Source organism: Vibrio sonorensis, from assembly GCF_001854765.1.
Lineage (GTDB): Bacteria > Pseudomonadota > Gammaproteobacteria > Enterobacterales > Vibrionaceae > Vibrio > Vibrio sonorensis.
This window is the reverse complement of record NZ_LJJE01000063.1, coordinates 69,863-95,028: the sequence shown is the minus strand read 5'-3', so window position 1 is coordinate 95,028 and position 25,166 is coordinate 69,863. Positions and strand designations below refer to the sequence as shown.

The 25,166-nt window shown below is 42.9% G+C and carries 26 protein-coding genes and 3 pseudogenes; 14 read left to right on the top strand and 15 right to left on the bottom strand.

Annotated elements, in window-relative coordinates; all coding sequences use genetic code 11:
* Positions 1-166: 166 nt before the first annotated feature.
* A complete protein-coding gene (exaC, locus tag BLO31_RS10695) occupies positions 167-1,687 on the top strand; it encodes an acetaldehyde dehydrogenase ExaC (RefSeq protein ID WP_070965834.1) in 1,521 nt (506 codons plus the stop codon).
* Positions 1,688-1,745: 58 nt separating this feature from the next.
* Here exaC and BLO31_RS10690 read toward each other — a convergent pair whose 3' ends face one another.
* Both BLO31_RS10690 and BLO31_RS10685 read right to left on the bottom strand, forming a co-directional pair.
* The gene (locus BLO31_RS10690; RefSeq protein WP_070965830.1) at positions 1,746-1,928 is read right to left on the bottom strand and encodes a hypothetical protein; all 183 of its coding nucleotides are present in this window, start codon (positions 1,926-1,928) and stop codon (positions 1,746-1,748) included.
* 176 nt (positions 1,929-2,104) lie between these two features.
* Positions 2,105-2,875 carry a sulfite exporter TauE/SafE family protein gene (locus BLO31_RS10685; protein ID WP_070966633.1) on the bottom strand — a complete coding sequence of 257 codons (771 nt, stop codon included), beginning with the start codon at positions 2,873-2,875 and terminating at the stop codon, positions 2,105-2,107.
* 207 nt (positions 2,876-3,082) lie between these two features.
* Here BLO31_RS10685 and BLO31_RS10680 point away from each other — a divergent pair, with 207 nt between their 5' ends.
* Together BLO31_RS10680 and BLO31_RS10675 are read left to right on the top strand one after the other, a co-directional pair.
* Complete coding sequence (locus BLO31_RS10680; protein ID WP_084659770.1) at positions 3,083-3,751, top strand: DNA alkylation repair protein; 669 nt, start codon at positions 3,083-3,085, stop codon at positions 3,749-3,751.
* 50 nt (positions 3,752-3,801) lie between these two features.
* Positions 3,802-4,152 carry a DUF3147 family protein gene (locus tag BLO31_RS10675; RefSeq protein ID WP_070965826.1) on the top strand — a complete coding sequence of 117 codons (351 nt, stop codon included), beginning with the start codon at positions 3,802-3,804 and terminating at the stop codon, positions 4,150-4,152.
* 93 nt (positions 4,153-4,245) lie between these two features.
* Here the strand turns inward: BLO31_RS10675 and BLO31_RS10670 are convergent, their stop codons facing one another.
* Positions 4,246-5,157: a glycerophosphodiester phosphodiesterase family protein gene (locus BLO31_RS10670; RefSeq protein ID WP_070965824.1), complete on the bottom strand. Its 912-nt coding sequence runs from the start codon at positions 5,155-5,157 to the stop codon at positions 4,246-4,248.
* Positions 5,158-5,519: 362 nt separating this feature from the next.
* On the opposite strand from BLO31_RS10670, the gene BLO31_RS10665 reads away from it, so the two are divergent.
* From BLO31_RS10665 to BLO31_RS10650, 4 genes and pseudogenes are all read left to right on the top strand, one after another.
* The gene (locus BLO31_RS10665; protein WP_070965822.1) at positions 5,520-6,170 is read left to right on the top strand and encodes a hypothetical protein; all 651 of its coding nucleotides are present in this window, start codon (positions 5,520-5,522) and stop codon (positions 6,168-6,170) included.
* Between the two features lie 343 nt (positions 6,171-6,513).
* Entirely contained in the window at positions 6,514-7,095 is a 582-nt protein-coding gene (locus BLO31_RS10660) for an NAD(P)H-dependent oxidoreductase (protein ID WP_070965818.1), read from the top strand.
* Between the two features lie 276 nt (positions 7,096-7,371).
* On the top strand, positions 7,372-8,187 hold the full coding sequence (locus BLO31_RS10655; RefSeq protein ID WP_070965813.1) for a substrate-binding periplasmic protein: 816 nt from the start codon (positions 7,372-7,374) through the stop codon (positions 8,185-8,187).
* Between the two features lie 100 nt (positions 8,188-8,287).
* Positions 8,288-8,658 (top strand): annotated as a pseudogene (locus tag BLO31_RS10650) (nuclear transport factor 2 family protein).
* A 72-nt stretch (positions 8,659-8,730) separates the two neighbouring features.
* On the opposite strand, the gene BLO31_RS10645 reads toward BLO31_RS10650, so the two are convergent.
* A complete protein-coding gene (locus tag BLO31_RS10645) occupies positions 8,731-9,411 on the bottom strand; it encodes an MOSC domain-containing protein (RefSeq protein WP_070965810.1) in 681 nt (226 codons plus the stop codon).
* A 277-nt stretch (positions 9,412-9,688) separates the two neighbouring features.
* On the opposite strand from BLO31_RS10645, the pseudogene BLO31_RS10640 reads away from it, so the two are divergent.
* Both BLO31_RS10640 and BLO31_RS10630 read left to right on the top strand, forming a co-directional pair.
* Positions 9,689-10,230 (top strand): annotated as a pseudogene (locus BLO31_RS10640) (GNAT family N-acetyltransferase).
* Positions 10,231-10,494: 264 nt separating this feature from the next.
* Positions 10,495-10,686 (top strand): hypothetical protein, encoded by a 192-nt coding sequence (locus BLO31_RS10630; protein ID WP_070965804.1) that lies wholly within the window; start codon positions 10,495-10,497, stop codon positions 10,684-10,686.
* Positions 10,687-10,755: 69 nt separating this feature from the next.
* Here the strand turns inward: BLO31_RS10630 and BLO31_RS10625 are convergent.
* Positions 10,756-12,772: pseudogene (locus tag BLO31_RS10625) on the bottom strand (alkyl/aryl-sulfatase).
* Between the two features lie 107 nt (positions 12,773-12,879).
* Here BLO31_RS10625 and BLO31_RS10620 point away from each other — a divergent pair.
* Positions 12,880-13,782: a LysR family transcriptional regulator gene (locus tag BLO31_RS10620; RefSeq protein ID WP_070965799.1), complete on the top strand. Its 903-nt coding sequence runs from the start codon at positions 12,880-12,882 to the stop codon at positions 13,780-13,782.
* Between the two features lie 36 nt (positions 13,783-13,818).
* Here BLO31_RS10620 and BLO31_RS10615 read toward each other — a convergent pair whose 3' ends face one another.
* From BLO31_RS10615 to BLO31_RS10605, 3 genes are all read right to left on the bottom strand, one after another.
* A complete protein-coding gene (locus BLO31_RS10615; protein ID WP_070965795.1) occupies positions 13,819-14,235 on the bottom strand; it encodes a MarR family winged helix-turn-helix transcriptional regulator in 417 nt (138 codons plus the stop codon).
* Positions 14,235-15,137 (bottom strand): CDF family Co(II)/Ni(II) efflux transporter DmeF, encoded by a 903-nt coding sequence (gene dmeF, locus BLO31_RS10610; RefSeq protein ID WP_070966624.1) that lies wholly within the window; start codon positions 15,135-15,137, stop codon positions 14,235-14,237. Before dmeF ends, BLO31_RS10615 begins: the two co-directional genes overlap by 1 nt.
* A 157-nt stretch (positions 15,138-15,294) precedes the next feature.
* A complete protein-coding gene (locus BLO31_RS10605) occupies positions 15,295-15,663 on the bottom strand; it encodes a winged helix-turn-helix transcriptional regulator (protein WP_070965792.1) in 369 nt (122 codons plus the stop codon).
* Between the two features lie 151 nt (positions 15,664-15,814).
* On the opposite strand from BLO31_RS10605, the gene BLO31_RS10600 reads away from it, so the two are divergent.
* A complete protein-coding gene (locus BLO31_RS10600; RefSeq protein WP_070965788.1) occupies positions 15,815-16,357 on the top strand; it encodes a nuclear transport factor 2 family protein in 543 nt (180 codons plus the stop codon).
* A 73-nt stretch (positions 16,358-16,430) separates the two neighbouring features.
* Here the strand turns inward: BLO31_RS10600 and arfB are convergent, their stop codons facing one another.
* The 6 genes from arfB to BLO31_RS10575 form a co-directional block, all read right to left on the bottom strand.
* Positions 16,431-16,841: an alternative ribosome rescue aminoacyl-tRNA hydrolase ArfB gene (gene arfB / locus BLO31_RS10595; RefSeq protein WP_070965785.1), complete on the bottom strand. Its 411-nt coding sequence runs from the start codon at positions 16,839-16,841 to the stop codon at positions 16,431-16,433.
* Positions 16,842-16,934: 93 nt separating this feature from the next.
* Positions 16,935-17,363: a DUF3319 domain-containing protein gene (locus BLO31_RS10590; RefSeq protein ID WP_070965782.1), complete on the bottom strand. Its 429-nt coding sequence runs from the start codon at positions 17,361-17,363 to the stop codon at positions 16,935-16,937.
* A 294-nt stretch (positions 17,364-17,657) separates the two neighbouring features.
* A complete protein-coding gene (locus BLO31_RS10585; RefSeq protein ID WP_070965778.1) occupies positions 17,658-18,644 on the bottom strand; it encodes an OmpA family protein in 987 nt (328 codons plus the stop codon).
* A 252-nt stretch (positions 18,645-18,896) separates the two neighbouring features.
* Positions 18,897-19,055, bottom strand: a complete 159-nt coding sequence (locus BLO31_RS24485; protein WP_342668981.1) for a thioredoxin domain-containing protein — start codon at positions 19,053-19,055, stop codon at positions 18,897-18,899.
* Between the two features lie 13 nt (positions 19,056-19,068).
* Positions 19,069-20,001, bottom strand: coding sequence for a ribonucleotide-diphosphate reductase subunit beta (locus tag BLO31_RS10580; protein ID WP_070965776.1), 933 nt, complete (start codon positions 19,999-20,001; stop codon positions 19,069-19,071).
* Positions 20,002-20,013: 12 nt separating this feature from the next.
* Complete coding sequence (locus BLO31_RS10575; RefSeq protein ID WP_070965774.1) at positions 20,014-22,269, bottom strand: ribonucleoside-diphosphate reductase subunit alpha; 2,256 nt, start codon at positions 22,267-22,269, stop codon at positions 20,014-20,016.
* A gap of 430 nt (positions 22,270-22,699) precedes the next feature.
* Here BLO31_RS10575 and trhO point away from each other — a divergent pair, with 430 nt between their 5' ends.
* Complete coding sequence (gene trhO, locus BLO31_RS10570; protein ID WP_070965771.1) at positions 22,700-23,683, top strand: oxygen-dependent tRNA uridine(34) hydroxylase TrhO; 984 nt, start codon at positions 22,700-22,702, stop codon at positions 23,681-23,683.
* Between the two features lie 65 nt (positions 23,684-23,748).
* Here the strand turns inward: trhO and BLO31_RS10565 are convergent, their stop codons facing one another.
* Entirely contained in the window at positions 23,749-24,000 is a 252-nt protein-coding gene (locus tag BLO31_RS10565; RefSeq protein WP_070965768.1) for an HPr family phosphocarrier protein, read from the bottom strand.
* 407 nt (positions 24,001-24,407) lie between these two features.
* On the opposite strand from BLO31_RS10565, the gene BLO31_RS24480 reads away from it, so the two are divergent.
* Together BLO31_RS24480 and BLO31_RS24475 are read left to right on the top strand one after the other, a co-directional pair.
* Complete coding sequence (locus BLO31_RS24480; protein WP_245688470.1) at positions 24,408-24,671, top strand: hypothetical protein; 264 nt, start codon at positions 24,408-24,410, stop codon at positions 24,669-24,671.
* Positions 24,653-24,976 (top strand): hypothetical protein, encoded by a 324-nt coding sequence (locus BLO31_RS24475; RefSeq protein ID WP_245688469.1) that lies wholly within the window; start codon positions 24,653-24,655, stop codon positions 24,974-24,976. Before BLO31_RS24480 ends, BLO31_RS24475 begins: the two co-directional genes overlap by 19 nt.
* Positions 24,977-25,166 lie beyond the last annotated feature (190 nt).

Here is a 25,166-nt window from a genome sequence, read left to right as displayed (position 1 = left end):
TGGTAATCATAGTGTTGCAAGAATTTAACAACAAGTATTGTCAACTTGGCTTGTGATTTGCGTTTATCCCTTCGAATAATCAAAACAGTCATCGACTGTTCAAACAATAAGACTTTGGCCTAACGCAAGCCGAAGGATATGAACGAGAAACAAAAAGGAAACCAGTATGATCTACGCGCAGCCAGGCAGTGAAGAATCTGTTGTATCATTTAAAACTCACTACGATAACTACATTGGTGGAGAATGGGTCAAACCTGTCAACGGTGAGTACTTCGCCAACAGTTCTCCGGTAAACGGCAAAGAATACTGTCAGGTTGCCCGTTCTCAACAAGCGGATATCGACCTCGCCTTAGATGCAGCTCACGCCGTAAGGGCTGAATGGGCAGCGACCAGTGCTAGCCAAAGGTCCAATATTCTACTTAAAATTGCCGATAGAATTGAACAGCACATCGAAGAGCTTGCAGTGGCAGAAACGTGGGAAAACGGCAAGCCGGTGCGCGAGACTCTTGCCGCTGATTTACCCCTAGTGGTCGACCACTTTCGTTATTTCGCTGGTTGTATTCGCGCACAAGAAGGTAGTGCTGCGGAGCTTGACGCCAATACCGCAAGTTACCACTTCCCTGAACCCATCGGTGTGGTTGGTCAGATCATCCCATGGAACTTTCCCATGTTAATGGCGGCTTGGAAACTTGCCCCTGCGCTTGCTGCTGGTTGCTGTGTCGTGCTGAAGCCAGCCGAACAAACCCCAACATCCATTCTGATACTGATGGAGAAAATTGGAGATTTACTTCCCGCTGGCGTGATCAATATTGTCAATGGCTACGGCGCTGAAGCGGGCGAAGCACTCGCCACCAGCAAACGAATTGCCAAACTGGCTTTTACCGGTTCAACCCAAGTGGGTAACCACATCCTGAAATGCGCAGCAGACAACTTGATTCCATCCACTGTTGAGCTAGGCGGAAAATCACCTAACATCTATTTTCCAGATATATTCGATTACGAAGATGACTATCTCAATAAATGCGTAGAGGGTATGCTGCTAGCCTTCTTTAACCAAGGCGAAGTCTGTACTTGCCCATCGCGTGTTCTAATCCATGAATCCATATACGACAAATTTATTAATAAAGTGATTGAGCGTGCCAAAACCATTCAACAGGGCAACCCGCTCGATACCGATACTCAAGTCGGAGCACAGGCTTCGCAACAGCAATTTGACAAGATCCTTAGCTATCTAGAAATCGGACGACAGGAAGGGGCGCAGGTCTTAATTGGTGGCGATATTGCCAAGCAAACTGATGGGCTTGACGACGGGTACTATATTCAACCAACTATGCTCAAAGGCAACAACAAGATGCGCGTGTTCCAAGAAGAGATCTTTGGTCCCGTAATCGCAATTACTACTTTTAAAGATGAGCAGGACGCACTCGACATAGCCAATGACACCGAATACGGACTCGGTGCAGGTGTGTGGACGAGAGACGCCAATCTTGCCTATCGCATGGGACGCAAGATTGAAGCAGGGCGTATTTGGGTTAACTGTTACCATGCCTATCCTGCCCACGCAGCATTTGGTGGTTACAAGAAATCGGGAATCGGTCGTGAGACACACAAAATGATGCTTGACCACTACCAAAATACTAAGAACTTGCTGGTGAGTTATGACGTAAGTCCATTAGGTTTCTTTTAATACCAAAGAGCCCCTGTATAACAGGGGCTCAACTCTGAACACTTGAAAGAGAATTACGCTACGAAAATTTTTCTTTGTTTGTTCTTTCACCAAGGTAAATAACCGCGCTAATCACTAACGCAATTCCTGCTATGCTCCATAGCAGGGGCATGTTTAAAACCCACGCCAATACCCCACTCAAGAACGAAATAAATGCACACAAGCGACTGGATGACATCACATGTCCTAGTTTCTTATTCATAGCGCCTCCCCGACGATTTCACCGCTAACAAGGTTTATGAAGCTTCATACGCATTATTCCATTTTGGTAAAAAAGGTGTGCTAAAACGTTCTCAAAAGAGCTGAATTAGTGGCATTGATCACGGCCCAAAAAAGTCTTCCGAATAGATGCTAAGCTCACCATTTAACAAACAAATCCTAGGCGTATACATCCCAAAAAAAGTAGCCTGTCATTGCGACACTGGAAAGTGAAACAAAGTGACGTATAAAATGCTGAGGCATCGAACGAGAGACTCTAGCGGCGACATATCCACCAACCAAAGTACCCAACATCACCACAGCCCCCCTCCACCAGTCAATCGCCCCATCTAATGCGAATATGGTAATAGCGATCAAAGAGACACTTGAAGAGACCAGCAGTTTAAGGCCATTCATCTGATTAATATCACTGTACCCCGACACGACTAAATAACTCAGAACAATGATGCCGAGCCCAGCGTTAAAAAAACCGCCGTAAGCAGAAACAGAAACGAGCAGTAGAACAAAGAAAGCGCTGGTAAGTGCAGTGGCCTTAGGGCTCGACTCGCGGAGTGTGGTTAGTCTAGACGCCAATTTATCACCGAACATAAACAACGCGGTAGCAAACATAAGCAACCAAGGTATTGACTCAATAAAGAGGTGCTCTGGTGTGTTCAACAATAGATATGCACCTATTGCGCCGCCCAATAAACTCCAAAGTACGGTAGAAACAATCGGGGCCTTGCATTCTGCTAAATCATGCCTAAAACCGTAAGCACCGCTTAAATATCCTGCACATACGCTAAATGTATTGGTTGCATTGGCGACAATAGGTGGCACGCCGACAAACATCAATGTCGGAAAGGTAATAAAGCTGCCTCCACCGGCAACGGTATTTATCACACCGCCCAATACACCAGCCACAAATAAAATGCTCAACTCAACCAACAGCAAAACTCCCAGTTAAATATTTGTAAACACCAGGTTACCAATGTAAATCCTTTCGTAAGGCGTTAATAGAAAAATATACCGAGTTAGTCGCTGGGATGAGACCACTCTCTCAATTGCTAGCCTAGATAGGACAAAGGCAGAGGTAGAAAGAAACAGAACAAATTAGAATGTGCGCAACACTATCTTTGCGTAACGAGGCCAGCGATCGTGAGACAACATTCCACTTTTACTATTGATGCGATGATCCAAGATCTTTTCACAACTGAGTTACCGACAACAGGAGCAATACGCAAAGAGTCCGCCAAGTACTATCGGCAGTTGTGCAATAAATCTATCGACGCGGTATTGCCAATGTGCGACCGTTTATTAGAAGCGCAGTCTAGCACCCACTCACTGGTTGCTTTTGATTGGGCGTTCCGATTAAAAAAACAGTATGATCAAGAACTCTATTATCACTTTGAGCAGTGGTTATTCGCCTATATTCAAGATTGGTATGATTGTGACGATTTTTGCACCCATGCGTTTGGAGAACTGTTGTGCCAATATCCGCAACATTTTGAATCAGTAATGGCTTGGACGACACATGAACACTTTGCCGTTCGCAGAGCGGCAGCCGTGGTGTTTATTCTCGCCATAAGAAGCGATCGCTATAAAACGTTACCTTTATTAACCGTCGCTGATGCACTCATCGAAGATCCTCACGACCTCGTTCAAAAAGGTTATGGTTGGATGTTAAAAGTGTTATCCCAAAAAGAACCCCATCAAGTAATTGAATATTTGGAACAAAACCACCGTAGGATGCCCCGTGTTGCCTTTCGCTACGCCTTGGAAAAACTGCCTAAATCCGAACGTCAGCGCTTGATTAATATGAAATAAGTCGCTCTAATTAATCTTATAATAAAGATTCGTCTTCAAGGAGTTTACCAATGTTATGGATAGCCACAAAATACCTTATGACAGCGGGCATCGTAGTTTTGGTCTCCGAAGTTGCCAAGCGCAGTGACAAAATTGGCGCACTGGTTGCGGCTCTGCCTACGGTGACCATCTTGGCTCTTGTCTGGATGTATGTGGAAGGACAAGGAGAAGCGAAACTCGCCAATCACTCTTATTATACTTTTTGGTATGTGTTGCCTACCCTTCCCATGTTCCTTATTTTCCCGCTGCTGATTCAACGATTCTCATTCTGGGTATCATTGGGAATATGCGCCGCTGTGTCGATTTGTGCGTTTTTAATCGTTGCCGCGTTTGTCAGGCAGTTCGGTATTCACCTGTACTGATTAGTGTATGCCGATACATAAACGTTTCGTTGGTCCTTAAAATGACAAGGTTCACTGCTTTCTTGATGATTAGCATATTGTGATGCACTAAGATCATTTAAAGGCCGCTAAATCGCCGCTAATGATACCAACACCTGACTCCCGTAAATCGTACTGTGGATCAAACGCTAAGTTTTTCGTCTCTAGATATACCCTACTACCGTGCTCTGCCATTCTCGCAGCGAAGGATTCTGGCCATCCCCAGAGATATTCCAATGATTCCGGTCGTAAAATAACAATCGTGTTTTTACAGCTGGATGGAAAAAAGCGACTCCATCCGTAGAGAGTGTAATCAGTCAAACATTTTTGTATTGTCCCTTCACTGACGGAAGTTAACTCAGGAGCTATTGCTTGCAATCTTTCAACAGCGGTATCAGAACTGAGTACAACAAGCTGTCTACTGCTTTTAAAAGGCAGGGTGGATAGATAATTCATTAGGCTTTCAATCGAGTGAAAATCAGGTGAGTCAAGACTCAACCAATACTCTTGGTGCGGATAGACCTCAACAATTTCCCTCAGGGATTTGATCATCAAGCCTTGATTGCGCCACGGGTAGGTTTCTCCGTTGTCATAGGTATATCGATAACCCGCATCCAAATCTTGCAGTTCAAGCAGGCTCAGTTCTTGTACCTTGCCGTTACCGTCGGTATAACAGTCGACAGATTCGTTGTGAAAGACCGCGAAATCATTGTCACTGGTTCGGCGAATATTCAGGTAAAGGCTGACGATCCCTCGATTAATTGCATGGTGGATGGCCGGAAAGGTGTGTTCAATATAGGGATTGTGGCTTTCGATTATATTTTCGCTACTGCAAACTTGATCAGATACTGTCAATCCTAGCGATACCTGACCGCCCCCCCTGTAAGCAACAATGTCCCCATAGACATTCGATGACGTAGAAGGTGCCTTGACCATTAAGGCCAGCACCACTATGGCTATCGACAACACCAATAGTCTTATAATCATCGCTCTCCCTTGTAACCGATACGTGCTCACATCACTGGCATTTTTTGTATCACTAACAACTTCAGCCTACTTAGCCCTTGTGTAATGAATCCATACACTTAATTATCTAATAGTAGTCGAAGAGTCGCGCAGTTACCCTTTTCAATAAAAAATTACAAACCTGCCCGACCAAACTAAATTTCAGCCCGCGTTTTTGCCTAAATACCGAGTAACCTGCAAAGTTCTGCGCTATGGGAGTTAGCGCTCGATTAGCAAAGCAAAACAAAAACTTACAACCCAGAGTTATCAATTAAGAAATTGATAGCTATACTAGGGCCCCAAAGTAAACTTCGTTATTCTTGTTTTCACCTTCGAGTAAGTACATGTTAAGAGAAACCATTTCCGCCACTTTTCGCTTTATTCAAGCTTATAAACAGCCACTGTTTACGGCGATGTTGTTCCCTAGCCTTTTGGTTATCATTCTAGACTTATCCTTTACCGAAGCAGAAAACCTTGGTCTCTATATATCGGTACAGCTGTTAACCTTGTTGCTGACCAGTTTGCTTACATTTAGCATTCACAAAGCGGTGCTCAGTGATTTTCGACCGACCTCTTTCTTTAGCAGCTTAAAATTCGACAAAGGGTTCTTTTGGTTCTTTGGCCACGTTTTACTCATTGTTCTACTGTTTGTGGTTATGATAATGAGTGCTTTTATTGCAACCTGGATGGTTGTTCCTGCCATGTTTATCGGTGTTTACATTTCCGCTAGGTGGTCTCTTGTATTTCCCGCGATTGCCACTGGGAAAGCCGTCTCGTTTGGCTACTCGTGGAAGCTCACTGAACCTTTTCAAAGCTACATGATTAAAGTCGTTCTTCTGTTTCCCCTGTTATTGGGATTAGCTATTATGCCTTTAGCTTTTATCGCACCAATTTGGGTGGTCAGTATCTTTGGTATTTTCTCGTCGTTGCTTACCACCGTTGCCTTGTCGGTTGCATACCGATTCGTTCTAGAACACACCCCGACCCAAAACTAATTAAAGTAGAGGTGGAGTAAAACACTCCGCCTCCCATATCTTTTTATCACTCCTCTGCTCACAACAAGCTTGCCAATTTTACCGCGCTAAAAATCTAGCACTGTTTTCAATTTCGAAATCCAACCAAAAAAACACACACCAACGCGAGTAGTGAATGGGATCTTGAGATGGCCCAAACTGTTTGTCATACCGAAAACACTGTTTAATCTTGAGCTAGAGGAGAAATAAACACTCGATATATTTGAATAAAATAACAATAACTTATAGCATCAGTAGAGCAATTTCTTACCTATAGCAACGCACTGCGATAGGTAACAAGACATTATAAACAAGGAGAGTTCGCATGAAGTGTTTAGTGGTTTTAGCTCATCCAGTCAAAGAAAGCTTATGTCATTATTTGTATGACCAAACTGTTTCGCACTTAGCCGAAAAGGGCTATGAAATAACTAAATTAGACCTGTATGAGAATGAGTTTTCCCCAGTATTAACCACTGAGGAACGAAGCAGTTATTACGGAGCTAAGTTCGATTCTAGCTCTGTTGAAAAAGAGATCACACTATTGAAGGAAGCTGAATCCCTAGTATTGGTTTACCCTACTTGGTGGTTTAGCTTTCCTGCAATTTTAAAAGGTTGGTTTGATAGAGTATGGGCACCGGGTCACGCCTACGACCACGATAAGGAGTTAGGTGCCATTAAGCCGCGCCTCGATAACTTAAAAGAGGTGAAAGTGGTCACGACTTTAGGGGCACCGTGGTGGGTAGACAACTTAGTACTTTGGAAACCAGTCCAGCGAGTGCTGAAAATCGCCTTATTAGGAGCCTGTGCTAAAAAATGCTCGCTTACCTACCTGTCACTGTACAAAAGTGAGAATGTGTCAAAAGCAAAAGTAGACGCTTTCGTTGAGAAAATTAAAGCTCGTTTTTAGCCCAACCAACCGTTTTTATTGGGCTAACTCAAAGGCAACCAAACAAGAGTCAGACCTTCGTACTTAGTGCAATCAAAGAGGCTGACTCGTTCGGGCTTAATCCATTCGCAGCATGAATGTATATCTCGAACGCATATGCTAGACATCACAGTTTGTTGCAAATGAAACCTTGGTGATTTATCAAACCTTGTACTATCAATTAATAAACTTTCGTTCGCTTGCAAACACAAGGTTAATGTGATGTTATCCGTACGCAAACGAAACATTAGAATAACTATGCAGTTCACCCTTACTTTGGGTAGAGGTTTTTTGATGCGCTATTTCGCTCAACCGTATACATCCGCAAAGCAGTTAATAGGTATTTTGCTTTTCCTATTAGGTAGTTTTGCTGCTTGCAATACCTATGCTCAAACAGAAATTGTCGTCACTCGTGGTGATGGTAACTGGCCTCCCTTTGAAATGATTCAAGACGGCAAACTCACGGGTTTTCATATCGATTTAATAAGAGCCGTGGCTGAAGAAGCCAATATCCATGTCGTTTTTAAAACTTACCCTTGGCTGCGTGCGGTGCAAATGGCTAAAACGGGTCGTTCCGACGCCGTTTCTTATTTAGCTAAAAATGAGGAAAGACAAGAGTTCATCGTATTCTCGGATAACAATGTACTCTCTGGAACAGACCATTACCTGATCAAATGTAAAGACCGCACCGATATTAGCTTTGATGGCGACTACAAAAGTATAGAGTCTTTCTCTTTGGTACATATCGACGGTTATACCTTTGGTGATGACTTTGACAAAGTGCTTTTTGTACAAAAAGCTGGTGTTAAGAATGCCGAAGAAGTCGTAGAACTCGTTGCCAAAGGACGCTACGACATTGGAATTGTCAGCCCTGCCGATTTAGGAGGAGCCGAAGCTTCAGAGTTGATCGACAAAATAGAGTTCTTAGAACCCGTATTGTATTCCACCACTGTTTACATCGGTTTCTCTAAGGCTGGAGAAAACCGTCACGCGTACGCAGCCTTTACACAAGCCATGAAAGAGTTCAAGAAAAGTAACCGATACCAGCAGCTTCGCTTTAAGTACGGCCTCTAACAATCGCGCTTAACTTATTGTTGCTAAAAGACAAAAACCTATATAAATTAGTCAATTAGAGGTTTAACGGTCAACTAAATACTGTTTGTATAGGCACGCTATGGATATCCTAATTGAACAAGAAACCGCGCTTCACCAATACGATGTTCGCCAAAACATTAGCGAAATTGAGCGTCTTCTACACCCCAGTTTTGTAGAAGTTGGCGAATCAGGTCGCAGTTACAATCTGGAAACCATTATTGAAATGATGAAGGAAGAAAGACCTTCATTAGCCAAAATCCACTCTCAAGAGTTCCAAAGCATTGCCCTTGAACCTTCCGTTCATCTACTCTTGTACAAGTCTGCGGTCATCGATGCAAGTGGCCGAGTAAGCCACTTTGCTAAACGCTCTTCCATTTGGGCATTTACAGGCATGAACTGGCAACTCAAATATCATCAGGCACGGCCTGCCCGCCATTTGAGTTGGAATAGCCAGCGCACTATATGCTGAACGAACAACACTCATAGTACGCTGCGTTAAAGTAGGTTAGAAGAGTGCTTTGATTATGCGTGACCCAATAAGCGGAAATTCCAATTCTCTACGATTCCTGTTTCTAATCGCTCTTCTACTTTTGAGCGCCAGCTATCGGACAGATGTGGTTGGTTAAGCAGTAAAGAGAGCCCTTCTTTATTAAGTGGGTCGCCAAAATAGATGTCGCACACTTGCTTGATGGTCATGGCATTGTCCGGCCTGTGAATAAGCTCAACGGGTTGCTTTACGCTTACCTGCCCTTCCTTAATCACTCGATACAACCAACCACATCGACTAATCTCTTGCATCGTTACCGCAAAATCTTCTATACCCCAACGTTTACTTAATTTAAAGCAAGGGGAGCGAGGTTGGCTTACTTCAATAATCGCATCACCCCACTGGTACTGATCACCGATGCAAACATTGGTTTCCAACATTCCTTCGGAACTCATATTTTCACCCATACCACAAGGCTTCCAATCTACATCAATCTCAAAACGTTCTAACCAATAGGAGTAATGCTCAGCGGGATATTGATGTAATGCTCGCTCTGGCCCACCGTGGAAACGCTGCTCGGCACATTCGTCGCCTTCAAGTCCGGTTTTTGAAAGGAATATCGTCTCTTCTGTCGATGTTTTGTCCATTGCCGTTCGCATTCCAAATCGTTGCGCGATTTTTCCGCGATAGACCCCATTTAATACTATCTGAGTCATCCTGCCCCCAAAATGAAACTATCTATCTTGTGTTAGATTACCAAGCCGATTTTACCGTGCTATAGAAATATGACAAGCTTAGACTTACGTTAAACCAAGTGATAAAAAGACATAATGTGCAAGACTTTGGAGCTCGTCGTACAGCTGGAATCACATCCATTCAAAGCGATATAACTTAATGATTTAACGTTGAAAGTTATCAGTGATAACGGCATCATACACTCTTGGTTATGCGTTTGTTTCTTGCAAGTCTGCTTGAGTCTAGCTAAGAGGTCATATTGTGTTTGAATCAGAAAGAATTACTTTTCGTCCGCTCGATACTGACGATGCATCTATCTTTTATCAATGGGCAAAAGACAAGCAAGTTACCCAGTACAGTCTTTCGTCATTTGCCTACCCACAATCCAAAACGGATATCTCTAATTGGCTGTTAACGATTAACAATACAGACAAATCCGTTTCTTTTGGAGTTTGCTGTAAATCTTCAGGTCGCCTTATTGGTTACGCCGGGATCGCTTCGATAAGTGCACTCAATCGATGCGGTGAATACTTTATCCTTATCGGCAACAAGGAGTACTGGGGAAAAGGCATAGGTACAGAGATCACATCTTGTGTCACTCAATACGGTTTTGAAACTTTGGGTTTGCACCGAATCGAGTTGACTGCATTTTCTAATAATCAAGGGGCAATAAAAGCCTATACCAAGGCTGGTTATCAAAAAGAAGGCGTAATGAGACAAGCGGCTATCGAAACGGTAGCTTCCACGACAAGGTATTGATGTCAGCCCTCGCAGATGAGTGGATAAAACCTGAGTTTTAAGATTGTGGCCAGCAGGAAAACGGAGGCGACTCAATCTATGCTTGATCTAGAGACGAATAAACTTAGATCTTACCATGGAAATATTTTTAGCTGTGCTATTTCAGATGATCCTATTCTGGGTACCTCTGAGACGGATAATTGTCAGAGCTGGGCTCAACCCTAACGTCGCTCTTTTTGTTTTAATCCCATTTGTTGGGCTTATTTTCACACTCGTTTATCTCGCCAGCTCAACATGGGATGTCTCTCTAGGCAAGGAGAAACACCATGAGTGATAGTGAGTTCAAAACCCTAATCAACGCTTTAGCATTTCTATTTTTGATATTTGTTGCGCGACCAATTGCAAAAAAAGCGGGATTTCCTGGTTGGTGGATTATTTTCCTCGCTATTCCAGTGCTCAACCTAATTTTAATTTGGATGTTTGCTTTTATTAAATGGCCGGTTGAAGAAGAAAAATAGCGCCTATTATGTTTTGATGTATGGCAAACGCCCCACTTTTCAGTGAGGCGAGTTTGCAGAGACATCAAACTACTTTCTGGCAATCGGCAGAATATCGAACAGCCCATCAAATTCATCTAAGCAGTTTGCCAATTGAGTGAGCAGTTCTGTTTGCCCATCCACTCTAGCAGTGCCTGATTCGATTAAGCTTTTCAGACTGGTTTCCCCAAGTACCACTTTAGTCAAATCTTCTTTGTTAATACGCAAAACCACATCGGTTTTGGGCAGTTCATCGACTTGAATGTTCGCCATATTGGAGTTGGACACTTCACCGTAGAAGCTCTCATTTAAATCGGGATGCTCTAGACCAAAGTTAAAATTCAGCCCCGCTTGTTCCGCTTTTTCTGCATTCAGTTTAACCGCGACAAAATCTAAGAACATACCCGTCGGTGTGTTTGCAATCACATCCGCAGAAGCGGCTTTTAGGGACGGTCGAATTTCTCCAGTACGCAGCTCAACTGCCCCTTGCAAATACGAGTTACGCCACGCCATAGTTTCCGATTGATAGCCTTGTTGTTCAAAGCTGTCGGCAAGCGCAAAACGGTACTTCACGTTTGATGGTTCGCACTGTACTAAGTCGTTAAACAGCTGTGACGCTTGCTGATACTCCCCCTTACCAAAGTGGATCATGCCCGCTTGGTAAAGGGCTTCTTCGCCTGCCGCTTCGACATACACACATGATTTATCGCGGGTTTGCAGGGGATTTGTGTTCACTGGATTCAAATCGTGGTACCCCAAGTACAAATTGACTACCGCCCTTGCATTATGCTATACGAGCCGTGGTAGCCGTTGGTATGCCAAGTATTCAACTGACTTTGAGGTACAATTTTTTCTATTTCTCTACCCACATCATTGATAGTCACACCATGATTGGCCAAGCGCATTGATTGGTTATGAATGAAACCGTAATTGTCGCGCTGCAGCGTCATGTATTGCGATATTTCATTCACCTCTGTTTCTGGATTGTTCCAAACTGGGGCAGAATGCGCAGCGTGAATATTATCCACTAAACCACTGTCTACAAAACGCAACTTAAGTTCGGTCAGATATTTAGTCCATACCAGTGAATCACGTACTTTCGCTCCTCGGAAGGTGTAAATATTATGCATGCCATCATAAGTGAGTTCAGCGGTATTTAGTGAACGATACTGAGGTACATAGAGCACAATTTCCGCTGGTGCTTCTGCGCCTGGCATATTGATCATATGGAAGTCTATACCGTCAATATTGATCACTTCTTCTCGTTCGACTACCTCGCGGTCAGGAGCCACTAGCGTCACTTCACCTCTCGTAGTACCAAGGCCAAGTGCATTGTCTACTATTCCTTTTGGAGTATTATCCAGTGTGGTGCCATATTGATAATTAGCGCGACGTCCCATCGCTGTACCAGCAATAACGTTCTCATCGGCTAATTCTTTAATAAAATCTTTAGGGGCATAGATCAACGCGTCCTTTGCAAAGTCTCCAGACTCAACAATTCCCCTTGACCCACCAAAGTGATCAACGTGCATATGAGAATAAATCATTCCGGTAATCTTATGCTCGCCATTGATTGCAGGTAGGTGCATTTTTGCAAATTCCCAAGACGCTGTAGACGCTTCTTTAGTGATAAGCGGGTCGTGAATAACATAGCCATTATCGGTGCGATAAATCGTCATATTCGACAAATCTGCCCCGCGAATTTGATAGACGCCATCGGTCACTTGGTAAAGGCCACCAGCAGTGTAATTGAGCATACCTTGTCGCCAAATCGACGGATTCACCGTAGGCGGGATCTCTTCAAGACTCAAATCCGCTATATAATCAAAACGATTTTTGAGTTCTCCCGCCTCATGCGCGCCGAACTCGGCAATCAGCCTTTCTTTGTGCGTTCAAATGCCGTGTTGTCTTCCCATGGCAGTTGCTGTGCTAACTCTGTGTTTGCTATTACCGTGTGATTCGAAGCAGGCTTTCCTTGGTAGTTTTCTAAGCTTGCGTAATCGGCATATGCGTTAAATGACATCACAATGGCAATAGAAAGCGTGGTAGGAGTAAATCGAGTTTTCATAACGGCCTCATTATTTTTTGTGGGTACAAGACCAATTTAGTGCTTTGACAAATAACAATAAAGAGATGAAAATATATACATAACATCACAAAACGTTATGTATAGGTATGGAAAATAAGTTGGATTTGAACCTACTTAGGGTATGTGAAGCTGTTTATCGCAACGGCTCAATTACCCTTGCTGCTGAAGAGTTTGGATTGACCCAACCTGCTGTCAGTGGTCTTCTTAAGAGGTTACAAGCACAGTTAGGTATTCAGCTGTTTGTTCGTTCTGGTCGAGGTATCGCGCCAACGCATCAGGCGGAGGAATTAATTCGCCAGATAGAGCCAGCTTTAGTTCAAATTCAAAACGCCGTTGAAGGTATTGAAACATTTTCTGTCACACATTCCCGTCGATTTGTAGTGTTAGTTACTGAACCAACCATGCTTATGCTGCTGCCCAAGATTGAATCGGATCAATCACTGGAAAACATAACCATTGAGCTACAGCCAACCCTTTTCGATGAAGAATCCCTACTGCACCACTTGAATCAGCAAAAAGCCGATTTGGCGATCGATTTCGCCAATTACTCCGCGCCGTCTTTTTTCTCTGAATATTTGTATGATGACGATATCTGTATCATTGCTCAACAATCCCATCCAAGGATCCAAGGCGCGATTTCACTGGACGAGTTTTACTCCGAAAGACACATAACACTCAAGCTCAGACGGGAAGACGCATACCTTGCGGACTACCATACAAAAGAAAGTATTGGCGCACGGCGTGTCGCCGCTGAATGCGATTCTTTGATGTCACAGATGTCAATGGTATCAAATAGCCATTGTGTTGCAGCGGTGACAAGAAGTATGGCCAACACGTTCGCTCAAAAGCTCGAATTACAGATCTTAGAAGCGCCTTTTACCAATATTCCGGTACGATACAGGTTGATGGCACATAACCGGATGAAACATAGCCCTGCTAACAAGTGGTTAAGGGCCAAACTGAAGTCGTATTTTGCAGTAATAGAATGAACGCCAAATGTGCTTGATTGAAAGAACAGCTTAGCCTCAAAACTCTCTGTTCATCTTTTTCAATATTTCAATTAGGCGCTCACCATCTTCAGGCTCAAAGTTACTGGTTAAGTCTTTAACCAAGTCAATATGCAGTTGATTGTGGCACTTGTGAATTTCTTGCCCCTCATCCGTCAGTGAAACCACAATCGCCCTTCTATCATTTGGGTGGGCAAGGCGCTCTACTAAATTCGCAGATACCAGTTTTTCAATCTGGACTGTTAAAGTTCCTGTAGTAATACCCAACTTTTCAGCCAACTCTTTCATCTTCAATTGGCCGTGATTGCCCAAAACTTCGATCGTGTGAACCTGTGCTAGTGAATAGCCAGTTTCTTTTACCACTGATAACTCCCAAGATGACATTTTGTCGTAAAACTCAGTCAACAGGTGATTAAGGGTTTCAATATTCAACATTATTCTAAATTAACTTCTACAGTGAGGTGCTTAATCTTATCAAACTGAGCCAATTTTTTCTTGTAATCTTCGGCCGATAGACCGCTGTTGGAAACAATGGATATTGCCGCACTATAATGATGACCACTGACCTTCCAAATATGTAAATCAACCACGTCGCCAAAAGGCGCTAGCGCTTTGCGAACACGCTCTCGATAGCTTGCTTCAATATTCTCATCCAGCAAAATAGGACTTGTTTGTTTGAGAAGGTTTAGTGTCCATTTTGAGATCACTACTGCTCCCACGATCCCCATTAACGCATCCAACCAGTTCCAACCGTAGTATTTACCAAAAAACAGAGCAACAATGGCAAGCACCGATGTTAAGGTATCTGCTAGGACGTGTAAGTAAGCGGCTCTAAGGTTGTGATCGTGGTGATGGCTATGGTGATCGTCATGGTGGTCATGTGAATGCCCGTGATGATGATCTCCAAGCAAAAACATGCTTGCTAAATTCACAGCCAAACCAATAAAGGCCACCGCAATAGCTTCATTAAAATAAATGGTTTGCGGATTGAACAGTCGATGGACAGACTCTACTAGCATCAGCAACGCAACAATCCCTAGTGCAATAGCACTCGTATACCCACCTAATACACTTACCTTCCCTACGCCAAAGGAAAACCGTTCGCTGTCTTGGTACTTTTTCGCATACCGGTAGGCAAACAAAGTGATGCAAAACGCAGCCGCATGTGTCCCCATATGCCACCCGTCCGCCAGCAACGCCATGGAACCAAAAACCGTTCCCGCAGATATTTCGACGATCATTGTGGTTAAGGTCAGAATGAGAACATAAATGGTGCGTTTCTCACCCTTGTGGTTGTGCTCAGAAAAGTTATGAGTGTGCGTAGTCGAAGCGGTCACATTGCCTTCCCATTTAGTTTGATAATCAAATATTACTAGCTTAAATATATTTTGATAATCAAACTTTGTCAAAAGATCCTGCTTCCGACTAGAAAACCGTACATCTAATAACGAAAACTTGGGTATTTGTAACGCACGTTCATGTTGCGGTTAAACGTTATTTTCGATTGTCGTAAGCTTCTCTGGCTTGTTCGATCTTTACTTTGTGTTCTTCAGCCCATAACACGAGTTGATATAGCGGATTAACAATACCTTGCCCCATTTCGGTCAGTTCGTACTCCACTTTGACGGGGACTTCTGGGTAAACGGTACGATTGACGTAGCCTTCGCGTTCTAGATCTCTGAGCGTTTGCGTCAGCATACGTTGAGATATGCCATTAATTCTTGATTTGAGGGAATTAAACCTGTCTGGGCCATCCACTAATGCAAACAAAATTAGCATTGACCACTTATCGCCTATCTGCGCTACCACGTTGCGAACCGGACACGATTCATCGTTGTAAAACACTCTTCTCTGTTCTTTCATTGTTTCTCTCTACTTTATGTTGCGAAGAATTTTGGGTTACCAAAATGTGCCTACACCACAATAATGTGCCTTCTTGTAACGCAGGTTACTAATAGTTACCATAACTAAAAATGTATACTTCCCAGCTCATTTTATACCAGAGGAGTGCACCATGTTGAAATCTTTTGTATCAGTAATGCTTCTGTTGACCAGTGTGTTTGCTTTTGCATCAGAACAAGAAAAGCTCACCATAGACTTAAACGTTTTACAAAAACCAAATTGGTCGGAACAAGAGAAAGAGAATGCTCGAATCGTGACAGATTTTGTCCAGCATCTTATGAACGACCACGACTTTGAGTACATATTAGAAAACTACAACAGTAGCGCTTACGTTCAGCACAATCGAAACCTACCTGATAAAATTTCCGGTCTTGTCGGATTCTTACAAGAGTTCGTAGAAGACTATCCAGACTATACGTACGACGTTAAGCACATCTATGCAGACGGTGATTATGTCATCTTTCACTCACACGCCACTCTGAACAGAGAAGATAGAGGAAATGATGAAAAAGGCATGAATATCATAGACAAGTGGCGAATTGAAGATGGGAAAATTGTTGAACACTGGGACTCAATTCAGGCACTAGACTTTACAATGCGTTTATATTCACTATTTTCTGGAGGCGACATTCAAAATGCCAATGGCGTGTTTTAACACCAGTTGTATTTCACGTGTGGCGAAGCTTGCTTCGCCCAAATAAAGTACCGTGACATCGCCCCATTATCGCCTAAACCACTTTTTGGCGTAGCGATTTAACCTGACCTTTTTTCTTCTTGTTATCCACACGTCTTTTTTGGGAATTTTTTGTTGGCTTGGTCGCGCGTCTCGCTTTCTGGACAACATTAACCGAAGCGATCATCTGCTGTAGTCTGAGCAATGCATCATCCCGATTCATCTGCTGAGATCGGTAAGATTGGGATTTAATAACAATGACACCATCTTTACTGACCCTCGAGTCATTCAGGCGTAGCAGTTTTTCTTTGTAAAATTCAGGTAGGCTCGATTTGGGTACATCAAATTTCAAGTGGACCGCACTGCTGGTTTTGTTAACTTTTTGACCACCCGATCCCATGGCTCTTACTGCGGTCATTTCAATTTCATGGTCAGGAATTGCGACCTTATTAGATATCTTCAGCATTGTCTTCTTTACCTCAACGGAGCCGAAGAGATAATACCACTATGAAGTGGGAAAAGTGACTGTCAAATCCATGTAATTAAGATGATTTAAAACTTAGTCTCTCGCAGCCAGTTCGCGCTCCCTTATCTCATCAATCGCTTGCTCGATTTTTTTTCTACAACCTTTCATCAAGCGGCCGCGATAAGTCGCATACCAATCATTGCGCTTTCCGGTATCATTTTTGATAACAAAACCTTTGTATTCGACGGTTTGATTCTCTTTATGCTCTTTGACGTTCTTTTCAAAGTAGTCAGGTGGAACGATCACTTTGTTGTCACACCATTGATCTACCGACATCTTAATGTATTCAAGTTTTCCCACAAAACATTTGTCAGCAATATCTACGCTCCAGTTTTCTAAATGGGCAATGTTGCGCTTCAACAAATGACCACGATAAAACTCCGTTCGAACTGTGTTGGTTTTTTTGGCCTTATTGGCACCAATGCCAAATAATTCCATCAGAGACGATGATAGCTTTCCCATACTGCAACCAATACCATTAAAAATGAGACCTTAGTTCAATCTACCAGAATAATAATTCCGTTCATCTTGCATTTTATTTTTTGAGAAACAGGCCAAAATAACAGCACCCCATACCGCAATCATGTGCATATTTGCAGTAATAGCAAGGAATTGAAGAACAAAGCAGTTGGATATAAGTGAGACTTGATGGTGGTGAATCGACTTTTTCAGTTTTGTGTTGCTCTGTAAAATGCAACTTACCGCACAAAAAAAGCTGGCTCAAAATACAAGCCAGCTCCATTCCAATCGTCATTTTTAATCGAAGGTCGTTAACTCTACGCGTCGGTTGAGTAACCGACCGTGACTCGTTTCATTTGACGCAATCGGCTGAGTTTCGCCTTTGCCCGACGTCATGATACGATTTTGACTCACACCTTGGCTCATTAAATAAGAACGTACCGCATTTGCCCTATCAACAGATAAACGCATATTACTTGCAGCGCTGCCCACGGAGTCGGTGTGACCAACCAAATGAACTTTTACTTCCTTGTTGTCCTTCATATAGTCAATCACATCAGATAAAAATTGCAGTCCTCTCGGGCTCGCGCTCGATGAACCAAAATAGATGTTGGTCGCGATGTTTTGCTCAAGCTTTTCTTGATTTGTCAGCTCTTTACGAACCGGCTCTGGTTTAGGATCTTCAACTACAGCGACAGGTCTTGGCTCAACGGATTCTTTGATCGCATCATCTTTTTGCCCAAAGTAATAATGGAAGCCCGCTTTTAGGATCCCAAACTCATCGTTGTCTGATATATCTAAACCGTGGAAATAGCTTAGACCCAAACTGAATGCAGGAGTCAAATAGTATTGATATCCAATACCTAATTCTGGTGCAAAGTCATCAACTTCCTTTATAACACTTTCAAAATCTCGCCACTTTAGACCTAAGTAGCCGGTAAACTGATGTGCATCGACAGAATAAAAGTCATATCCCATTCGCGCAGCGACCGATAACACATCACCATCGATGGCATTTTTTGTAAAATCGCCTATTTTGCCTGCATCAAGCTCCAATCGAGCTCCTTCCGAGAAACGATAACCAAACTTACCAAAATAAGCTAAGCTTGAGTCATCGCAAGCGAGAGTATCATTGGCATCATCGCACAAGTCATACCATGAACTCAGCCCCACATCAGCCCCGACGTAAAAAGCATCCCTGTTGTAGATCTGTTGATCAGCCAGCGCAGATACTGGAACAAAAATCATTGGCAGTATCAACGTTGTCAGTTTATTAAATCCCATAAATATTCAACCTGTTTGTTTTTATAGACAAAAAATGATTATTCAGGGATTTTTGCTACGACAACATATCAATATAATTCTATTGTTTTATTAGTTTGCCTAGAACTCGATCTTTTACTTAGTGCTTATAATAAAAACGGCCTCATAAAATGAAGCCGTTTTTCTAACGCTAGACGTCAATTTAAAATGCGGGTTCTTGGGTAAACGCCAAGGACGCTTTTAACTGATTAAAGTCGCCGACTGGTTGACCATTCACAGAAAATTGGGGATAGGTAGGGCCCGAGGAAAAATGGACAATAATGTTTCTCGACTAAAATCTATATCTAATTTTAGCGTTTGCAATGGCAGTCCTTGGCTCGTTAACCACTGCGCAGCACTGACACATTGTGAGCAATTGTCTTTGCTATACATTTCAATTTTCATTTTAGAACTCCGCATCAAAGCTCAGTTGTCTTTCTTGTGGACGCTTGTATTCGGTCACACGCTTTTCGAAGAAGTTTGTTTTTCCTTCCATATCTAATAGACGCATATAATCAAATGGGTTCTCAGTACCAAATACTGGGCTAAAGCCAAACAGCCCCGCAATAACATCGGCGGTGTGTTCAATGTACTGACACATTAGTTCAGCATTCATTCCGATCAGGTCTACTGGTAGAGCTTCGGTGACAAACTCTTTTTCTATTGAAACCGCTTCGCGGCAGATTTCTTCGAACTGAGCTTGAGTTACCTGTCCTTGACCCAAGGTTTTAAACAGCAGCGCAGAGAAGCTAAAGTGCAAGCCTTCATCGCGGGCAATCAGATCATTACTGGCCGCTAAACCTGCCAGCAATCCGCGTTTGCGGAAGTAGTAAATCGCACAAAAACTGCCAGCGAAAAACAGACCTTCCACTAAGCCAAACGCGATAAGGCGCATAGGTAGCGGTCGATCCGAAGAGATCCATTTCATAACCCACTGGGCTTTGCGTTTCACAGTAGGAACATTATCGATAGCGTTAAACAGCCTTTCTCGCTCTTCCACGTCGGGAATATACGTCTCCAACTGAAGCGCATAAGTTTCCGCGTGAATGACTTCGTTAAACGCTTGAAGTGCAAGGAAGCAACGCGCTTCCGCTATTTCAATTTCACCATAGAAACGCGTTAATAAGTTCTCATTGATCATGCCTTCGCTTTGCGCAAAAAATGCCAATACGTGTCGAATAAAGTGTTTTTCACCTTCTCCAAGCTTTTCTAGATCGGCTAAGTCTTGGGCGAAATCAAGTTCTTCTGTTGTCCAAAATGCCGCCTCGTGAGTTTTGTATGCATCCCAAATCTCTTCGTACTGGATCGGAAACAGGCTAAATTTGTTTTTAACAATCATAATAAATCCTTATTAAGCACCACAGTTCAGACAGTCTTCATCTTGCTGCTGACCTACTGTCACTTTGACGGCGTTGGTCGATGGTTTGGTACGCAGGTAATACATACCTGTTTTTAACCCTTGCTTCCAAGCGTAGAAATGCATGGCATTAATTTGAGCAAAGGTTGGAGTCGCAAGCCATAGGTTAAGGCTTTGTGACTGACACACGTATGGTCCCCGGGCTGCCGACATATCAATGATGACTTTTTGCGAAATCTCCCATACGGTGCGGTAAATTTCTCGCACGTTTTCTGGTATGTCTTGAATATCTTGAACCGAGCCATTATTGAGGATAAGCGCGTCTCTCGTACTTTCGTTCCACAAGCCGATAGACTCCAACTCCTCAACCAAGTAACGGTTAACAAGGATAAACTCACCCGATAAGGTCTGGCGTTTGTATATGTTGCTAGTCTGAGCCTCAAATGCTTCGGTATTACCCAAAATTTGCGCAGTCGAAGCTGTTGGCATTTGGGCAATAAGCAAAGAGTTGCGAACGCCGTTTTCTGCGATGTTCTGCTTTAAAGTATCCCAATCCCAACGGCTACTTGGCTTCTCGCCCCACAAGTCAAACTGAAATTTTCCTTGGCTTAACGGTGAGCCGTCGTAGCTTTCATAGCAGCCTTTGCTTTTCGCTATTTCACAGGAAGATTCCAACGCGGCGTGATACATGGTTTCAGCAATATCTCGGTTTATCTCACCTGCTTTAGCACTGTCGTATGGCAATTTCAGTTTAAAGAAGACATCTGCCAATCCCTGAACACCAAGGCCTATCGGTCGGTGCGCATGATTAGACTTTTCGATCTTATCCGTGGGGTGATAATTGACGTCAATCACTCGATCTAAATTTTTGATCGCCACCTTGGTCACTTGGTGAAGTTTCTCAAAGTTAAAGCCGTTATCATCTACAAATGAAGGCAAGGCAATCGATGCAAGGTTACAAGCAGCAGTTTCCGTAGGAGTAGAGACCTCCATGATTTCTGCGCACAAGTTACTCGATTTAATCGTTCCCAGATTCTTCTGGTTAGATTTTTCATTACACGCGTCTTTGTACAGCATGTAAGGCGTACCCGTTTCCGCTTGTGACTCTATGATTTGAGTCATCAGCTGACGAGCTTTAACCGTCTTGATACCTAAGCCCTGAGCTTCGTATCTTTCGTATAGTTTTACAAATTCTGCGCCATAGACATCTGATAGCCCTTTTGCATTGTGCTCACTAAACAGTGTCCAGTCGCCATCTTCTTCCACGCGTTGCATAAATAGGTCAGGAACCCAAAGCGCCAGGAATAAGTCCCGTGCACGGAACTCCTCTTTACCGTGGTTTTTACGCAGATCCAAAAAGTTTTCAATATCCGCATGCCAAGGTTCTAAGTAGATGGCAAAAGAGCCTTTGCGTTTGCCGCCGCCCTGATCAACATATCGAGCGGTTTCGTTAAACACTTTTAGCATTGGTACAATACCGTTTGAAACACCATTTGTTCCAACTATTGGTGCACCACTTGCTCTGATATTGTGAATGTGTAAACCGATACCACCCGCGGACTTTGAAATTAAAGCGCAGTCTTTAAGCGTGTCATAAATACCAGCAATAGAATCGTCTTCCATCGCCAACAAGAAGCAACTCGACAACTGCTGCATTTTGCATCCAGCATTGAACAAAGTTGGCGTTGCGTGAGTGTAATAGCCAAGACTGACCAAATCGTACAGCTCTTTAATCTCATCGAAATCACTGCCTGCTACTGCTATTGCAACCCTTAGGAACATATCTTGAGGACGCTCAGCGATTTCACCGTTTACCTTGAGAAGGTAAGAACGCTCTAGTGTTTTAAAGCCAAAATAGTCAAAGCGATAATCGCGCGTATAATCAATGATTTCTTGAAGTTGTGTTGCATTACTTTCAACAAATGCCACGTAATCATCGTCTAAGATGCCTATTTTTTGTAGCTGTTTTGTCGCTTCAACAAACCCTTTTGTTTCCTTTTGAAGTGAGCTAACCATGACCCGAGCAGCAAGGTTACTGTAATCAGGATGTTCTGCAGCCATACTTGCTGCTGTTTCTGCAAGAAACACATCGATTTCTGTAACTTTAATGCCATCGTACAAACCGCTAACCACTCGCTGAGCAACTGCGATTGGTTCTACTTTAAGGCCATCTGCTAACGCCTCTGCGCGTCGTGTAACCTTATCTAGGCTTGCCTTTTCCTTTCTACCGTCTCTTTTTATAACGTCCATAACTATATCTTGTGTTTTATTTTCTAGTTAAACACCATATGTGCGCAATTAGATCTAGTTGATAATGATTTTCATTTCAAATTTATTTTACTTTTCTGCTGAGTGATTAATTATTACTCACCGTACTGTTGACACTTCTTTAACCCCTTGCGCGCTATGGATGAGATAATCCTATAACGATCGTAACCTTTGGCCAAAAATACACTTAGTCATTTAATATCAACAACTTAGGTCATTTTTATAGTTTTTTAATTTTGTGATCAATCTGACATTTTTACAATATGCATAAAGTTTAATTGTTGAACAAAACATTGGTCAAAACCCTATTTTCTCTCGGTATTTGTCGGCCTAACATTTCGCTACAATGCGCCGCAATCTACATTTACTAAACGTACGTACCATAGGTACGCCACCCATAAGAGGATTCCCCATGAGCCAAATCGTTGTCTGTGCTCTCTACAAATTTGTCGAGCTTAACGACCATGAGGCATTGCGAGCACCAATTACCGAGTTGATGGAGGCGAATCAGATTCGCGGAACTCTGCTTCTCGCTTCTGAAGGGATAAATGGTACGGTAGCTTCTACCAGAGAAGGTATTGATACCTTGCTAAATTGGCTGAACCAAGAACCACGCCTTAAAGACACCGTTTACAAGGAGTCTTACACCGATCAACAGCCATTTAATCGCACTAAGGTAAAACTAAAAAAAGAGATCGTTACTATGGGCGTCGAAGGCATTGACCCTCGCCATGTTGTTGGTACCTACGTAAAGCCAGAAGAGTGGAACGCACTAATCTCCGATCCAGAAGTATTTGTGGTAGATACGCGTAACGATTACGAAATTGAAATTGGCACTTTTGAAGGCGCAGTAAACCCAGACACCGAAACATTTCGAGAGTTTCCAGACTATGTAAAGAACAATATGGACCCTGCCAAGCATAAAAAGGTAGCCATGTTCTGCACTGGTGGCATACGCTGTGAAAAATCAACTGCCTATATGAAGGAGCAAGGTTTTGATGAGGTCTATCACCTAGAGGGCGGTATCCTTAAGTACCTTGAAGAAGTGCCAGAGGAAGAAAGCTTGTGGAAGGGCGACTGCTACGTTTTTGATGGACGTGTTGCCGTTAACCACCAGCTAGAGCGAGGCGACTACGAAATGTGTAACGCTTGTCGTCTCCCAATTACTTTGGATGATATGCAGTCGGACAAGTACGAAAAAGGCGTAAGTTGCCCTAAGTGCTTTGGAACGCACAGCGAAGAACAGATCACCCGTTTTAGAGAACGCGAAAAACAAGTGTCTCTGGCAAAAGATAGAGGAAATTCTCATGTAGGTGGTGACGCGCATACGCAGGCACAACAACGTAGAGAAGAGAAACTACGCAAAAAAGCCGAGCAAAGAGAGTCGAGAAAATAGTGCTTTTTGAATTTTGAACGCAAAACGGCCGCCTAACTGGGCGGCCGTTTTTCTATCTGAGTAAATTAACCCGTAACGTTTTCAATAAACGTTGCGAGTTCTTCTACTGCTTGCGCATTGGTAGACTGAACAGTCACTTCAGTACCTTTAACCAACTGCAAAGTTTGTAGTTTAAACAAGTTTTTTGCTGTTGCTGATTTGCCGTTAGAAACGATTTCAACATCCTCTGCAAACTTCTTAGCCTCTTTTACGAACTGAGCGGCTGGACGAGTGTGAAGACCACTTGCTGCGGTGATAACGACATTTTTTTTATGCATATAAAACTACCCCTTTACGGATGATCAGGTCATTAAATTTGATACCTTTATAACTACCTAAACTTTTTGCTGACTACCGTGATCTGCCAAGATGTTTTATCTACAAAATGCTCTTTACTTTTGTAATTGTGACATTGGTCATGTAACACGTTGATTTTAAAGTAATCAAATCTTACAGTTATCTTCAATTTAACCATACCAATTGATTCTTAATAATTTTAAGCACCTTTAATCAACTTAGCTGGAGTAATCAAGATACATCCATCTTAATTAGCCAAATTTGGTTAAAACAAGCTCATTCTATACTGAGTAGATAAACCAATGAAATCAAACAGCACAATCGCCGTGTAACTGGTGACATAGTTAACTCAACAGACTTAACCTCTGACGAGTTTGAACGTGTATTGATGAACATTAAAGAAACTCAGGCTTTAATCCAACGTGGAGATCCGAGTAACCAACACAACATTGCTCGCGGGGATGAGTTCCAATCTCTTGTACATAACTTCGAGTCCGCTCTCAACTATGCCCTCCTCTATCGAGTGGGAGTTAAAGCAATGGGCAAAAAATTTGATTGCAGAATCAGTTTTGCTATCGCCTCTGGTGCCTATTTGAGAGATTCAGTTGGTGAGTCCATGGGCCAGCATTTGTTATGTCTGGAAGCCATTTAAAAACCATGAAACACAATCACCTGTCATTTCAAAGCAGTGATCCAGCCATTACGTCGCAGTTTAGTCTTTTTACTAAATACTTAGACCGACAAGTAACGGAACTAACCTCACGTCAATGCGAAGTAATGCTGCCGCTTCTTCGAAGTTTTGGTGAAATTTCATACGGAGAGCTTGCTTCACAGTTAGGTGTATCAAACGCAACCGTGAGTAAATCCTTAAAATCTGCGGGATGGACACTGATAGAAGAGCTATTGATCCAGTTTCAATCACGTCTGGAGAAAGAAAAATATGGCAGCCTTAGCTGATCTCTTAATACCCTTTTTGTATTAGAGCCAAGTCCATCTTAAGATTTGGTGAACTCAGTCAACCTAAACAGCGCATCGGCGCCAAAATGTTCACTGTTTATAGCTCAAAACTCATCTAACTCACCATAATCTCCTCACAAAGTAACAATCTGACTTATAGTTAATATTATCAATTTCACCATGATGGAAG